Genomic DNA, 14,944 nt, shown 5'->3' on the forward strand with positions numbered 1-14,944 from the left:
TTATTCCTTTCGCCGGTCGAAGTCGACCGGCAGCGCGAACAGCCCGTGCATGATCATGCTCGGCCACCACCGCAGCCCGGTCTCCTCCACCGCCAGGCGCAGCCCCGGCAACCGGTCCAGTACCGCGCCGACCGCCACTCGGGCCTCCATTCGGGCGAGTTGGGCGCCCACACAGAAGTGCGCCCCCTGGCCGAAGGACAGGTGCGCGGCGCCGCGGCCGGGGTCGAACCCGTCCGGGTCCTCGTACCGCTCGGGGTCGCGTCCCGCGGCCAGCAGCGACACCAGTACCGGCTCACCCGCCTCCAGGCGTGTCCCGCCCACGGTGGTCGGCTCCGCGGGGAACCGCCAGGTCGCGTTCTGCAGGGGGCTCTCCAACCGCAGGGACTCCTCGATCGCGGGGTCCAGGAGGGAGCGGTCGTCCCTGATCCGACGCATGGCCCCGGGGTTGCGCAGCAGCGTCAGCAGCATGTTGCCGATCAGCGCCAGCGTGGTCTCCTGCCCCGCCACCAACAGCAGGAACGCCGTGGAGGTCACCTCGTCCCGGGACAGCTCCCCCGCACGGTGGGACTCCACCAGGTCGCCCAACAGGTCGTCCGAGGGCTGCGCCAGCCGGGTGTCCACCAGGTCGCCCAGGTAGGAGTCGAACCAGTCCGTGGCCCCGGCGATCGCCTGGACCTCGTCGTAGGAGGCGGAGTCGATCACCGATGCCTGCCGCCGGAACTCCGGCCGGTCCACCTCGGGCACCCCGAGGATCTCGCAGATGACCGTGATGGGCAGCGGGTAGGCGAGGTCGCGCACCAGGTCGGGTTCCTCGGAGGCCTCGATCGCGGTCAGGAGTTCGTCGGTGATCCCTTCCGCGCGCTCCCGGAGCGTCCGGACCCGTCTGGGGCTGAAGGCGCCGCTCACCACCCTCCGCAGCCGGACGTGGTCGGGGCCGTCCGCGTTCACCATGCTCCGTACCAGGCTGGGGCGGTGGTCGTACGGCAGGCCCAGCCCGGCCCTGTACCAGGTCTCGTGGCCCCGTGCGGGGTCCTTGAGCATGTTCGGGTCGGTGAGCACCCGCAGCGCGTCCTCGTGTCGGGTCACCACCCACGCCCACGCTCCACCGGGCAGGTCCACCCGGTGCACCGGGTCGTTCTCACGCAGCCACCGGTAGGCGGGGTGGGGGTCGGACTCGAACTCGGGTCCGTGCAGGGCGGGGGGCTCGGTGGTCATCGTCGGCCTTCTCTCCGTGTGGCTGGGTCCGCGTCGTTCCTACCCGCACAGCCCGTCGGCCCCCTGCGAGCGGCGTCCGGCCCCTGGCCGGATGCGGCCGGCCCGGTTCCGGGCGCCGCGGTCGTCCCCGGGAGTCGACTGCGGCGCCGCCGAACCGCCTTCCGGGCCGCGGCGGCGCAGCTGCTAGGCCGCGATGGCGCACGCCGTCTCCAGGACGAACCGGTGCCAGGGGCGGTGCGGGTCCTGGCCGGTCAGCTCCCGCACCCGCCGCAGCCGGTAACGCAGGGTCTGGGCGTGCACGTGCAGTACCTCCGCGGCCGTGGTCGCCGCTCCCTCCCGGAAGTAGGCGCACAGCGTCTCCAACAGGTGCCGGTTGTCGGGTGCCAGCAAGGGCCCCAGCACCGCCCTGCGCACCGTCACCGGGGCGATCGTGCCCCCGTTGAGCAGAGCGAGTACACAGGCGTCGGGGTCCCGCAGCAGACCGTCCGCCCCGAAGGCGTGCGCGGGCGCGGTCTCCAGGGCCCCGTCGGCCAGCCGGTAGGCGGCGGACATGTCGGTCAGTCCGCGCGGTTCCAGGACGCACCCGCGCCATCCCCGCCTGACCAGCTCTCCGGTGACCTCCTCGGCGTTCTCGGCCGAGCCCAGCACCACCACCCGGCCCGAGCGGGTGGTCACCAGCGGGTCGGTCCCGGAGGGAGCGGCCGCGGCCAACAGCTCCAGCCCCGCCGACACGGTGACGTTCTCCGACGGGGGCCGTTCCCGTCCGGCGGACTCCCGACCCGGTTCGGCGACCACCAGCGCCGCTGGGTCGGGCGGGGCGATGCCCAGGGTCCGCGCCCGGTCCCGGATCGCGCCCCGGGAGGCCTGGCGGCCGATGAGCAGGTCGTCGAGCAGGGCGCGCCGGGCGCGTTCGCGGTCCGCGTCCAGTTGTTCGGCGGCCTCGGCGTGGCCCCTCGTCAGGCTCTCGGAGATCTGGTCGATGGAGGCCAACCAGAGTTCGCTCAGAGCGAACACGTCCCGGGAGTCGAGTCGTTCGCCCGCCTGCTCGCGCAGAATCCGTACCGCTGCCGCCGAACCGACCCGGTGCGCACGCACCACGGCGCCGATCGAACGCCCGTCGGCAGCCCGTGCCCGCCCGATCCCGCGGAGCCGCTCCACGTCCTCGGCGGGCAGTCGGGCGGCGTCGCGCGCCCACAGTTCCAGGGACCGGGTGACCAGCCACCCGGTGATCGCCCGGACCTCCTCCAGCTGGGAACCGTGCAGCGCACGGTAGGCGGGAACCTCCGCGTAGACCTCGGCGACGATCCGGTCCACCAGACCCGTCCGGTCCCGCCGCAACTCGGCGCTGACCCGAACGCGCTCTTCCTGTCCCATTCGTTCCCTCTGTCCAGATCTGGCATGCTTCGCCCTGGGGTGGGCAGCCTAGCGCGCAGCCGCATCGCCGGCCGGGACCGGCCATCCGGGTAAAAGCGCGCGCAACTGCGGCGCAGCATAGGGACTAGCCCCCCTCTGACATGGCAGTATGCGCACAGTGGCCCGGTAATCAGTAGGAACCGAACACGGAGACGACAGCGACGGCGGGCCGGTCGCGGTGGTCGGCTCCGGTCGCGGCGGCCGTCTCGGCCGACCGGGAACGAAGGGCCTGACGGGGGAGACAGGGGATGAGAACGATGACGGTTCCCGGCATCACACTGAACAACGGCGTGCGGATCCCGCAGTTGGGCTTCGGTGTGTGGCAGGTGCCCGACGACGCCGTGGTCGAGGCGGTCTCACACGCCCTGACGGCGGGTTACCGCAGCATCGACACCGCTGCCGCCTACGGCAACGAGAAGGGCGTGGGGGAGGCGCTGCGCCGTTCGGAGCTGCAGCGGGAGGAGGTGTTCGTCACCACCAAGCTCGCCAACCCCGACCAGGGCTACGACTCCACCCTGCGCGCCTTCGACGCCAGCCTGGAACGCCTCGGCCTGGACGTGCTGGACCTGTACCTCATCCACTGGCCGCTGCCCCAGCGCGACCTCTACGTGCCCACCTGGAAGGCGATGGAACGCCTCTACGCGGAGGGCCGGGTGCGCGCCATCGGCGTGTCCAACTTCCAGCCCTCGCACCTGGAGCGGGTCATGGAGGAGGGCGGGATCGCCCCCATGGTCAACCAGATCGAACTGCACCCGCTCCTCACCCAGGAGGAGCTGCGTGCCTTCGACGCCGAACACAACATCGCCACCGAAGCGTGGAGCCCCCTGGGCCGGGGCGAGTTCCTCGACCACCCGCTGATCACGGAGCTGGCCCAGGCGCACGGACGCACCCCCGCGCAGATCCTGCTGCGCTGGCACGTCCAACTGGGCAACGTGGTCATCCCCAAGTCGGTGACACCCGAGCGCATCCGCTCCAACTTCGAGGTCTTCGACTTCGAGCTCCCCGACGAGGACGTCGCCCGGATCAGCGCGCTCAACGAGAACCGCCGGTTCGGACCCGACCCGGACGGCTTCGACGGCTGAGCCGGACCGTCGGGCGGTCCCCGGGACCGGCGGACGAATGGCCGTCAGCGGGCCGAACCCTCAGCGGTCCGGTCCGCCGGTGGTCGGGATCAGCGCAGTTCGCGGTGCTTGCGGGCACCCGCGAGAACGGCGTCGATGCCGTTGTTGCGTACACGGTTGGCGTAGACGCCGCCGGCGACGAAGATCGCGAGGATGAGCCCGACCACGACGGTCAGGGCCAGGGCGGACAGCACAAAAGAGATCATGCGCTCATCGTAGCCGCATGCCCGGAAAGGCGCTTCCAGGGGATCCGCCACTCCGGGAGGGGCGGCGGGGCGCCGAGTGACACGGAGGGGCCGTCGATGGACCGGACACCGCACGAGATCGTCAACCCGCTCACCCTGGCCGATCCGGTGGGCTACTCGCACGCCCTCGTGGTCACCCCGGGCCGCACCGTGTACGTGGGCGGGCAGGCCGCCCGGCGTCCCGACGGCGCGCTGACCGGGGACTCGGTGGTGCAGCAGTTCGACCAGGCCCTCGCCAACATGGTGGAGGCACTGCGAGCGGCGGGCGCCGAACCCGCGCACGTGGTGAACATGCGGATCCACACCACCTCCGTCGGCGTCTACCGGGTCAACCTCAAGGCCCTGGGTTCGGTGTACCGGCGCCACATGGGCCGCTACTACCCGCCGATGTCGGTCGTGGGCGTCACCGAACTGCTGGAGGCCGGCGCCCTGGTCGAACTGGAGTGCACGGCGGTGGTCCCCGAAGCGCACCGGCACGGGGAACTCGAGGAGGGGGCGCCCAGGGAGCTGGTGGAGGAGGTCGACGAAGCCTTCACCGACCGTCCGCGCGGCTTCGGCGGCCCCGCCGAGGGACCGGAGAGGGCACGCGACTGAACCGTCACCGCCGCGTCGCCTCCCGGCTTCCGGAGTGCTCCCGGCCGCGGACCAGCCACACGGCCGCCACGCACACCCCCGTCCCGGCCAGGGCCCCCGGCCCCACCGGGTCGCCGAACATCAGCCAGGTCCACACCAGGGTGGTCGGCGGGGTCAGGTAGAGCAGCGCCGACACCCGCGCCACGCTGGTGCGGGCCAGGTTGGCCCAGTACAGCCCGTAACCGCCCAGGGTGGACAGGACGACCACCCACGCCACGGCGCCCCAGAACCCGGGGTCGGCGGGCGGGGCCAGCGTCCCGGTCGCGGCGGCCAGCCCGGTGAACAGGACCGCGCTCACCCCGCACTGGACGGCGAGGGCCTCCAGCAGGTCTCCGCCGGGGCGGGTCCGCCGCTCCACCAGGGTGGCGGCCACCAGCGAGAGCATCGCGCCGAACGGAAGTGCGTACGCCCACCAGGGGGCGGCCCCCGGCCGGAGCAGGTCCGAGCCGACCACCAGTCCCACACCCGCCAAGCCGACGGCCAGCCCGAGGATCTGGCGGCCCCGGACCCGTTCCCCCAGCAGGGGCACGGCGACCGCGGCGGCCACCATCGGCTGGAGCGCGGCCACCAGCGCGCTCGTCCCCGCGGCCACCCCCGCCTCGGCGGCGGCGAAGACCCCGTACAGGTACCCGGCCTGGGCCAGGGCCCCGAGCACCGCGTGCAGGGCCAGCTCGCGGGCGCGCATCCGCGGCCCCCGGAACAGGAGCCAGGCCACCAGCAGCCCGCCCACCACCAGGAACCGCCAGGCCAGCAGGGTGGTCGCCGGCGCGTGCCGGGCGCCCAGCTCGGCCCCGACGAAACCGGAACTCCACATCACCACCAGGCCGGCCGCCAGCAGGAACGGAACCAGGGGCCGGTCCCCGCGGCGGGTCCGGGGGCGGGAACGGGCGGGAAGGGAACGCGTGGAGATGTCCATGGGCATGAGGTAAACACACCGGTCGGTATACTCACAATGTAGTCGGAGACCGCGACCGAGAACCGTAGGAGCACACCATGGGTATCGCCCCGCGCGGCATCACCGCCGAACGGCCGCTCACCCCCGCCGCCCGCCGCGTCCTGGACGTGGCCACCGATCTCTTCTACACCCGGGGCATCAACACCGTGGGCATGGAGCTGGTCGCCGAACGGGCCGGGGTGACCAAGAAGACCATCTACGACCGGTTCGGCTCCAAACAGCAACTGGTCGTCGCCTACCTACGGGCCCGCGACGCCCGCTGGCGGAACTTCCTCGACGCCCGCCTGGCTCCGGAGACCGCGCCGCGGGCCCGGATCGGCGCGACCTTCGAGGCCCTGGACGCCTGGATGGGCGCCGAGAACCCGCGCGGCTGCGCCATGGTCAACGCCTACGCCGAACTCTCCGACCCCGAGCACCCCGGCCGCGCCGTGGCCGAGGAACAGAAGAGGTGGCTGCGCGGCCTGTACACCGCGCTCGCCCGGGAGGCGGGGGCCGCCGATCCGGAAACACTGGCCGACGCCCTCACCATGCTGCACGAGGGCGCCGTGGTGGCCCGCAACGTCACCGGCGTGACCGACGCCGCGCGTACCGCGCGCACCGCCGCGGACACCCTGCTCACCGCGCACGGAGTCCCCGAGGGGGTGTAGCAGGGGCGGGCCCGCGGCCCCTACAGGTAGCCCAGGCGGGAGAGTTCGTTGCGGGCCACCCCGTGCACGTCACCGTGGTCCCCGCGGTCCAACCGCTCCCGCCACGAGCCCACACCCCACGAGCGCTCCGTCAGCAGCGCGCTGGCCGAGACCCGGGCCCCGGTGAACTCCAGGAGCCGTTCGGCGGTCTCGACCTCCCCGCCGTGCACGTCCTCGTAGCGCAGGGTCAGCAGTTGCTCCGGACCGATCTCCCGGCGCAGCCGCGCGGACATGCGCACCGCTCCCCGCCAGCGCATGGCGCACTTGGTCGCGGTGGAGCCGTCGGTGAAGTCGGTCAGGTCCGACTCCTCCTCCAGCCCGAAGAAGTGGTTGGGGAACTCGTGCTCCAGCTTCATGAAGCTGGGTTTGAGCCAGGCCAGCGACCGTTCGTCCTCCATCATGTCCGCGACCACGTCACGGCCGTCCCGGATGATCTGGACGAAGAGAGCGTCGGGGAAGGCCGCGTGCAGGGCGCTCGCGGAGTAGAGGAGGTCGGCGCTGGCGTCACCGTAGCGGCGCGCCTCGGCGCTGTGCTCGCACGGCTCGGCGGCGGTGTTGGCGGGGACACGGGCGCCGGGGCCCGGGCATCTGGGACAGGTCAGGGGGGTGAGCTGCCAGGCCTCGGCGTAGGCCTCGCGCAGCAGACTCGCGGTCCCCGAGACCTTCTCCAACGCCAGGGAGGGGCGACGGGCCACGGCGTAGACGGCGTTGAGCACCCCGGACGAGCCCGCGCCCAGGTGGAAACCGGGGGCGCGGGACAGGGCGCGGGCGATCACCGGAACCCCGGAATGGGGAGCGCCCAGGACGAAGACGGGGCGCTGGACCTTGGTCCCGTTGACCACGAGGATGTAGGACGGCTGCTTCATGATTGTGTCGATTTTTGCACCCTTTGCCCTTCTCGTGTGCATCGGCCGGGTCTTACACCCGCGTGCCCCACGCGTTCCCCGAGGTTAAGGCCAAGAAGAGCCCGGAGACGGTCACGGCGGACCAAGCCCTGGGAAAGTCGCGCAAACTCGCTGTAAGAATGGGGTATGGCCTCGATGACCGACGACACCGCGCCGTTCGCCGACCCGGAGGGGTACGAACAGGCTGCCGAGCTGCTGGCGTCCGCCCGACGCATCACCGTCCTGACCGGTGCCGGAGTGTCCACCGACTCCGGAATCCCGGACTTCCGCGGCCCTCAGGGGCTGTGGACCACCAACCCCAACGCCCAGGCGATGTCGGACATCGACACCTACATGGGCGACGTGGACGTGCGCCGCCAGACCTGGCTGGCCCGCCGCGCTCACCAGGTCTGGGAGGCCGAACCCAACGCCGCCCACCAGGCGCTGGCCGACCTGGCCTCCTCCGGGCGCCTGCACGCGCTCATCACCCAGAACATCGACGGCCTGCACCAGCGCGCCGGAGTCCCCGACGACGAGGTCGTCGAGGTGCACGGCACCATGCTCCGGGTCATGTGCATGGCCTGCGGGCTGCGCACCCCCAGCGCCGCGGTGCTCGCCCGCCTCGACGACGAGTCCGATCCGCGCTGCGCGCAGTGCGGAGGGATCCAGAAGTCCGACACCATCTCCTTCGGTCAGCGCCTCGACCCCGAGGTCATCGAACGGGCCGCGCAGGCCGCCCGCGAGTGCGACGTCTTCATGGCGGTGGGCACCTCCCTGACCGTTCACCCGGTGGCCGGACTGTGCGACGTCGCCATGATGGCGCGGGCGTCGCTGCTCATCGTCAACGCCGAACCCACCCCCTACGACGACTACGCCGGCGCGGTCCTGCACGACCCCATCGGTGACGTCGTCCCGGCCCTGGTCAAAAGGGCTCTGGCGGGTTAGACGGGTTCTCACGGAGGGTGGACCAGGGGTCCTGGTGCGCTTCGTCCACGAAGGGCCTGAGGTCCACCACGCTGTTCTCCGATCCCGTGAGCCCGCCCGAGGCGAGAGTCTCCTCGGGGGCCGGCACGTCCTCCGAGGCCTCGAGCTTGGCCAGTACCTGTTCGACCGCGCCCGGTGGCACATACGGGGAGAGCTGGTCGAGGACCAGTTTCGTCTCGCCGCTGTGGGGGCGGATGTGTCCCAGCTGGGCCGTGTCATTCAGGTAGATCTTCAGCATGCGGCACAGCTCTGCCCGGTACTCCTCGTCCACCGTCGGGCTCCGGAGGTCCTCGACCGCCTGTTTGAGGGCCAACAGGCCGGATGCGTCCATCGTGTAGCTCAGGACCCTGCGGTAGGCGTCCAGTCTGCGCGCGGGCCGTTCTGCGGCAGGGGACAGGCGCAGCAGGAGGAGTTCGTGGGTGCGGGACCAGACTTCCTCGGAGGCCCGGCGACTGGACCACTGTCCGGACCATGTACCCAGGTCGTTCGGGTGCAGTTCGATGTAGGGGAACAGGTCCACGGTCAGCCGGGCGGCGGTGCCGTTGACCCGCAGCGCCATGGACCGCAGCATCTGGCCGCTGGGCCCGTTGTACGGCACGGTCCGTGAGTGGGCCTCGCCCGCTGGTGTGGGGCCCGACTCGGTCGTATGGATGCCTTCCGGAAGTTCGAACCTGGTGCTCTCACCGACCCTGACGGGGGATCCGACCTCCAGCTCCAGGAAGGCCCTGCCGCCTTCGTGGTGACGCAGCCTCAGGGTGTCCAGGACGGTGAACCAGTCGGCCGAGGGCAGGGCGCGCCACAGGGCGGCGACCGAACGCCATCGGTGCAGGGCGGGCGGTTCTCCGTCGGGGTCGGCGAAGAGCTCACGGATGTCCACCGGCTCGCCCCGCGCGATCAGGAACAGGACCAGCAGGTTGGCCGTGTAGAGCGCCTGTCTGCTGGTCAGGGGGAGGCGCCGGGGCTGGTAGGCGGAGTGCAGGCGGTCGGGGGACGGGTAGGGGGCCTGCCGGAAGAGTTCGACCAGCAGTGCACAGTAGTGCGCGCGCCGTCCCTCGTCCCCGCCGATGTCCTTCCCGATCAGCTCCCGGAGGAAGTCGACGGTCCGCTCCCGGTCCGAGTAACAGGCGAAGGAGGAGGTGGCGTACAGGAGGCCGTCGTTCGGCGGTTCACCCCAGGAATCCTCCTCCTCGTGGCGCACACGCTCGTTGACCAGGGCACGCAGTGCCCGGTGCACCATCCGTGCCGTCAGGTACTCGCCGAAGGTGGCGTGCAGGAATTCGTACGCGCTGAGGGGGGCCTCGTCGGGCCCGCCGGCGTTGGCCCGGGACACGTGCACGAAGAAGAACCGGCCCAGCAGCAGGTCGGCCGCTTTGATCGGGAGGCTGGTGCTGGTCTCCGCCTGCGGTCGGGGGCCGTCCAGCTTGAGCGCCTTGAGGTCCTCGCTCAGCTCCGCCGAACCCACGCTCTGCCGCTGACGGGTGAACATCGCCAGCGCCGTCGCCTCCAGACGGCGCAGCTCGCCCTGGACCTCCCGCCGCAGATCCCTCTCCGCGAGGGAGTCACGGTGTTTTCGGACCTGTCGGCGGACGAAGGTGGTCAGTAGCCGCTCGTACAGCTCTCCCAGGGACAGTGAGTCCGGGGCCTGCTGCAGGTCGTTGTCCTGCGCGTCGTAGACCAGCAGCAGCAACAGCAGCAGGGGCTGCCGGCTCAGCTCCGGGTAGGCCATCAACCGGTCCAGGCTCAGAGAGCGGCGTCCGGGGGAGCGGAACAGTTCCCAGTTCGCGTGGTTCCAGACCCTCCGCACCCGCTCGATCTGTCCTTCACCGAACGGCTCCAACCGGATCACCGTACTGTGCTCGGGGAAGCGGACCCGGCTGGCGCTGAGCGTGCGGCTGGTGACGATCACCGCCACCGGCTGCCCCATGTCCTCCTGATGGGCCTGAAAGTCCCGGATCTGCTCCAGGTAGTTGTACCGCTCCACCCCGGCCGCCTGGAGGAGTTCGTCGAAACCGTCCAGGATGATCACCGGCAGGGCGCCTTCGGCCTCGGCCAGCAGCTCGGTCCAGCGGACCCCGGTGAGCAGGTCGTGTTCGAGCCCCTCCTCGATCTGGGTGTGCACGGCTGCGTCCGCGCTGACCGAGCGCAACTCCACCCGGACCGCCAGGAAGTCCTCCTCGGGCAGTTGCGCGGCCAGAACCTCGGTGAGCTTGGACTTGCCCGCCCCCGGTTCGCCCAGGAGCACGGTCGGGTACCTGGTCATGTCCGGATGGGTGAGCCGGGCGGCCAGGAACCGTTGCAGGTCGGGGAGGAGTGCCTGTTCCTGCCACCACTCCCTGGCGGAAGGGGCGTCTCCCTGGGAGACCCGGGCCACACGGGCGCTCGGCGGCACGTAGCAGTCGCTCAGGGACGGGATGACCATCCCGGCGGGCAGGTCCTCGGGGAGCACGTCCTCCACCGGGAGCACCGGCTTGCGCAGCAGCGCCTGGTACTTGCGGGCCAGCCGGCCCCGCAGCGCGCCCACCTCTCTGCTCGAGCCGATTCGGGACAGCCTCTCGTGCAGCCCGGCGAAGGCGTCCCCCACCTGCTGGATCTCCCTGCGGGTCTTCTCGTGCTCGCGCAACTGCGCCCACATGCCGAACTCGGGGGCTTCGGTACACAGCTCCAGGTAGTGGTCCCGGTAGGCGGCCAGGGCCCGCCGGGGAAGGTCCTCCCTCAGCGCCGTGGCCAGCCTGCCGCCGTGTCCGGCGTCGATCCCGGCGCGCTCGGTCGCCGCCAGGCCCTGGACCAGTTGGAGCAGTATCTCGGAATCGGCCGTGAAAACCGCTTCGGCCCGGTCGAAGAGGTTCTCCCGGTCCCACACGAAGTCCCCGGCGGGGGCGTAGACGGATTCCGCCCGGAGCGCGCGCTCCAGGAGCCCCTCCTGTTCGTCCGCGGTCAGTTCGAGATCCTCGGAGCGCAGACGTACCCCGGCCTCGGACAGGCAGGCGTCCAACGGCTCGAAGAAGGAGACGACGAGCAGGAGCCTGTGGGCCGCCTCGATCCGCTGCATCCGGGAGAGCCTGCTGGTGCCCCGGAGTTTGTCCCCCAGGTTCTCCAGGCCCCTGCGTCCGTGACCGACCACGAACTCCCGGAGCCCGAAAAGCCCGGGCACCCCGGCCGCGTCCATCCCCTCGTTGGTCAGTTTCTCCGCGAGGTCCAGTAACGGCCGGTCCTGCCCGCCGAGTCTCTTCAGCGCGTTCGCGTAGCTGAGCTGCTTCGCCATCGAGGGGGTGACCCTTCCGTATGCGTTCGGTTCCGGGTGCTCTTCGGGCGGTGCTCCACCAGGGTCATGGGGGGCGATGCGGGAGGTCGGGGAGGCAGGCCGTGCACGGGCTCCTGCTCACTTCCCACACTAAATGTGACGGGAAAGGCACAGAAGGGGTTCCCGGGGGCTGTGGACAACCCCGGTGAGACGTCAGCTCAGGGGACCGGTGGAGCCGTGGGGGGACTCGGGCAGTCTTCCCACCAGGAAGGGGACCGAGGGGTCGGTCTCCGGGACGTCTTCGCGGGCACGCCCCTCCGACTCCCACCTGCTGACGAGCTTCCACGCCGGGATGCCGGTGTGCGGTTCCAGCTCCTCCAGGAGGACGTGCAGCGTCTCGCGGCTGACCTGGGGGCCCTCAATGATCTCCCGGCACCTGCGGAGGAAGGCGTCCACGAGTTGTGCCAACGCGTTCCTCACGTCCCCGCGCCCTGACCACAGCCTCAGGTCCTCCGCCGCCTGCCGCAGGGTGAGCAGTTCGATCCTGCCCAGCGCGGCGGTGTCCAGCAGGCGTGCGTAGCTGCCGAGGCGCTGGGCCAGTTGCGCGTCGCTGAGCTGGTCGATCGGTTCCAGCCGCAGCCGGAGCACCTCGTGGGCCTCGACCCAGCTCCTGCCGTCGCCGGAACCCGAGTACCAGGTCCCCAGGTCGTCGGAGACGTACCGCAGATAGGGGGTCAGGATCAGGGCCAGCCGGGAGGCGGTCCCGTTGGCGCGCATCGCGATGGACCTGAGCAGCCGTGAGGTCACCGTCCCCGAGGGGACCGTCACCTCGTAGGGGTTGAGGTTCGCGGTACTGCCCTCCACGTCCGCGCGCAGCTCGAAACCCACGCACTCCCCGAGGTTGAAGGGACCGCCCCGCTCACGTTCCAGCACGGTGACCGGGTTCTCCGCCTCCCAGTACCCCAGGTGACGCAGGCGCACGGTGTCCATCAGCCCGAACCACTGGGAGGAGGGCAGGGCCCGCCACAGCGACACCGTCCGCCGCCATGCCTGCCAGGGGTCCGGCGTGTCAGCGGGGTAGAGCTCCTCCAGTGGAACGGACTCCTCACTGAGCAGGACCAGAAGGATCACCAGGTTCGCGGTGTAGTGGCTCTCCCGCACGGTGACCGGGAGCCGGACGGGTTCGTACTCGGCGAAGGAGCGGTTGGGCGCCGGGAAGGGCGCCTCCTGGAAGAGCTCCACCAGCAGCGCACGCAGCTCCTGGCGCAGGCCCGGGTCCTGCGCCAGGAGACGGCCCAGGAGTTCGTCGAGGAAGGCCACCACCTTGTCGCGGCCCCCGTAGACGGCGAAGGAGGCCAGGGCGTACAGTTCGCCGTCGTCCAGGTGCGCGGCCCTGCTCCGGCGCCGGGAGGCCCGGGCGCGGTCCTCGGCCAGCTCCTCCAGAACCGCGACCACCATGCGGGCCACCAGGTACTCGCCGAAGGTGGCGTGCAGGAACTCGAAGGCGCTGTTGGTGCCGTCGGTGCTCCTGGACCGCGCCTCGTGCACGAAGAAGAACCGGCCCAGCACCTGGTGGGCCGGGGCGATCCGCCCGTGCAGGTCGGCGTCGTCCGGGACCCGGGCGGCCTCGGGCATCAGCACGGCCAGGTCCTGGTCCAGTTCCTCGGCGCGCACGCTCTGCCGACCCCGGACGAACATCGCCGTCGCGGCCACCTCCAGCCGGCGCAGCTCGTCCTCGACCGCCCGGTCCAGGGCCCGGCCGCCCAGGCCGGGGTGGTGTTTGTCCACCTCCCGCCGGGCGAACATCCGCAGCAGGCGTTCGTAGAGCTGTCCGTGGGAGAGCGTCTCCGAGGCCCTGACCAGGGCGTTGTCATGGGCGTCGTAGATGAGCAGCATGAGCAGCAGTAGGGGCTGTTCGGCCAGCTCGCGGTAGCGGAGGACGACGTCCGCGGTGAGCGGGCTCAGCTCGGAAGAACTCAAGGCGCCGGCGTTGGCCCGGCTCCACACCTGGAGCATCTGTTCGATCTGGCCGTCGTCGAAGGGCTCCAGCCGGAGGATGGTGGTTCCGGTGGGGAAGCGTGTCCGGTCGGCCACCAGGGTCCGGCTGGTGACGACCACCGCCACCGGTCGGCCCATGTTCTCCTGCTTCTCCTGGAACTCCTGGACCCGTTCCAGGTAGTCGGAGCGGTCCACCCCGGTGGCCTGGAGGAGTTCGTCGAACCCGTCCAGGATGATCACCGGGAGCGCGCCGTCGGAGTCGTCGGACAGCTCCCGCCAGGAGACCGAGGTGTGCAGGTCCGCGGCGAGGCCCTCTTCGATCTGGACGTGCAGGGGAGCGTTCGGGCTGACCGCCCGCAGCTCCACCCGGACGGGCAGGAAGTCCTCCGGTGGCAGTTGGGCGGCGAGCATCTCGGTGAACTTGGACTTGCCCGCTCCGGGATGCCCGAGGATCACCACGGGCCTCTCGGTGGCCGAGGGGTGGGTGAGCAGGGCGGCCACGAACGGCTGGAGGTCGTCCTGGACCCTCCTCTGCTCCCACCACTCGTCGCGGGAGGGGGCGTCCCCGCTCGTGGTCACCTGCGAGATCCGGCCGCGCGGCGGGATGTAGGCGTCGCGCAGCGGCGGCAGGGTGAGCCCCGCCGGGACGTCGTCCGATCGCAGTACCGGGCGGCCCAGGACCGCCTGGTAGGCGGCGGTGAGCTCCTGCCTGCGGCGGGTGGCGGCGCGGCCCGAGCCGAGGGCCGAGAGCTCCCTGTACAGCCCGTTCAGCCCGGTGCCGATCTCCCGCCGGGTTTTGGCGTGTTCCTGCACGTGCAGCCACAGCCCGAACTCGGGCGCCTCCGCGGCGAGCCGCAGCAGGGCCTCGTCGAGTCCGTGGCGGGCGAGCAGAGGGACGAAGTCGTGGAGCTTGCCGAGCACCGTGTGCCTCTGCGGGGTCAGCCCGTGCCGCTCCGCCACCTCCAGCCCCAGGGCGAACTCCACGAAGGCGTCGGTCAGGGCGGAGAAGACGTCCTCGGCGTGCTTGCCCAGGGCCTTCGCGGAAGCGTTCACCCTGTCGGCGGGGGACATGTAGTCGACGGCGTCCAGCTGCTTCGCGAAGACGGAGAACTGTTCCTCGGCGGTGATCTCCAGGTCCTTCAACTCGAAGGGCGCCTCCAGCTCCCGCAGGGCCTCCTCGACCGCCTCGAAGAAGGTCGTGATCACCAGGACCCTGTACGCGGCCTCGATCCTCTCCGTCCGGGCCAGCCTGCTCTCGCCCCGCAGCCTGCCGCCGAGCCCCTCCAGAGCCCTGCGTCCCCTGCTCACCAGGGCACCGCGTACCCCGAACAGGTCCGGTACGCCCACCAGCCCCAAACCGCCGTCGGCCACCTTCTCCGCGAGGTCCAGCACCTCCGAGTCGTTCTTGCCGAGCATCTTCAACGCGTCGCTGTAGCTGAGCCGTTTAGCCATCGGGTCGGGGCCTCTTCCACGTCCGGGGGGCTGACAGGGGCGGGAACGCGGTCGGACCCGGTACCGGGGCAGGTACCGAGTCCGCACGTCAGAAGGGGTTTTGCGAATACGGGGGAG

The 14,944-nt window shown here is 71.2% G+C and carries 11 protein-coding genes; 4 read left to right on the top strand and 7 right to left on the bottom strand.

Going from position 1 to position 14,944, the window contains the following annotated elements; all coding sequences use genetic code 11:
• Both ACUKCB_RS03655 and ACUKCB_RS03660 read right to left on the bottom strand, forming a co-directional pair.
• Positions 1–1,215: a cytochrome P450 family protein gene (locus tag ACUKCB_RS03655; protein ID WP_473039028.1), complete on the bottom strand. Its 1,215-nt coding sequence runs from the start codon at positions 1,213–1,215 to the stop codon at positions 1–3.
• A 183-nt stretch (positions 1,216–1,398) separates the two neighbouring features.
• Complete coding sequence (locus tag ACUKCB_RS03660; protein ID WP_473039029.1) at positions 1,399–2,589, bottom strand: PucR family transcriptional regulator; 1,191 nt, start codon at positions 2,587–2,589, stop codon at positions 1,399–1,401.
• Between the two features lie 296 nt (positions 2,590–2,885).
• Between ACUKCB_RS03660 and ACUKCB_RS03665 the strand changes: the two genes are divergently transcribed.
• On the top strand, positions 2,886–3,710 hold the full coding sequence (locus ACUKCB_RS03665) for an aldo/keto reductase (protein ID WP_473040911.1): 825 nt from the start codon (positions 2,886–2,888) through the stop codon (positions 3,708–3,710).
• A gap of 89 nt (positions 3,711–3,799) precedes the next feature.
• On the opposite strand, the gene ACUKCB_RS03670 is transcribed toward ACUKCB_RS03665, so the two are convergent.
• Positions 3,800–3,955 carry a hypothetical protein gene (locus ACUKCB_RS03670; RefSeq protein WP_383879098.1) on the bottom strand — a complete coding sequence of 52 codons (156 nt, stop codon included), beginning with the start codon at positions 3,953–3,955 and terminating at the stop codon, positions 3,800–3,802.
• Between the two features lie 96 nt (positions 3,956–4,051).
• On the opposite strand from ACUKCB_RS03670, the gene ACUKCB_RS03675 reads away from it, so the two are divergent.
• A complete protein-coding gene (locus tag ACUKCB_RS03675) occupies positions 4,052–4,588 on the top strand; it encodes a RidA family protein (RefSeq protein WP_473039030.1) in 537 nt (178 codons plus the stop codon).
• A gap of 4 nt (positions 4,589–4,592) precedes the next feature.
• Here ACUKCB_RS03675 and ACUKCB_RS03680 read toward each other — a convergent pair whose 3' ends face one another.
• Complete coding sequence (locus ACUKCB_RS03680) at positions 4,593–5,543, bottom strand: DMT family transporter (RefSeq protein WP_473039031.1); 951 nt, start codon at positions 5,541–5,543, stop codon at positions 4,593–4,595.
• A gap of 77 nt (positions 5,544–5,620) precedes the next feature.
• Here ACUKCB_RS03680 and ACUKCB_RS03685 point away from each other — a divergent pair, with 77 nt between their 5' ends.
• A complete protein-coding gene (locus ACUKCB_RS03685) occupies positions 5,621–6,229 on the top strand; it encodes a TetR/AcrR family transcriptional regulator (protein WP_473039032.1) in 609 nt (202 codons plus the stop codon).
• 20 nt (positions 6,230–6,249) lie between these two features.
• Here the strand turns inward: ACUKCB_RS03685 and ACUKCB_RS03690 are convergent, their stop codons facing one another.
• The gene (locus ACUKCB_RS03690; RefSeq protein WP_473039033.1) at positions 6,250–7,134 is read right to left on the bottom strand and encodes a sulfotransferase family protein; all 885 of its coding nucleotides are present in this window, start codon (positions 7,132–7,134) and stop codon (positions 6,250–6,252) included.
• A 165-nt stretch (positions 7,135–7,299) separates the two neighbouring features.
• On the opposite strand from ACUKCB_RS03690, the gene ACUKCB_RS03695 reads away from it, so the two are divergent.
• Positions 7,300–8,097, top strand: coding sequence for an SIR2 family NAD-dependent protein deacylase (locus ACUKCB_RS03695; protein WP_473039035.1), 798 nt, complete (start codon positions 7,300–7,302; stop codon positions 8,095–8,097).
• Here ACUKCB_RS03695 and ACUKCB_RS03700 read toward each other — a convergent pair.
• Both ACUKCB_RS03700 and ACUKCB_RS03705 read right to left on the bottom strand, forming a co-directional pair.
• Positions 8,075–11,398, bottom strand: a complete 3,324-nt coding sequence (locus ACUKCB_RS03700) for an NACHT domain-containing protein (protein WP_473039036.1) — start codon at positions 11,396–11,398, stop codon at positions 8,075–8,077. The genes ACUKCB_RS03695 and ACUKCB_RS03700 overlap by 23 nt on opposite strands.
• 192 nt (positions 11,399–11,590) lie before the next feature.
• The gene (locus ACUKCB_RS03705) at positions 11,591–14,827 is read right to left on the bottom strand and encodes an NACHT domain-containing protein (RefSeq protein ID WP_473039037.1); all 3,237 of its coding nucleotides are present in this window, start codon (positions 14,825–14,827) and stop codon (positions 11,591–11,593) included.
• Positions 14,828–14,944: the final 117 nt, after the last annotated feature.

It is taken from the genome of Nocardiopsis moroccensis (assembly GCF_055763695.1).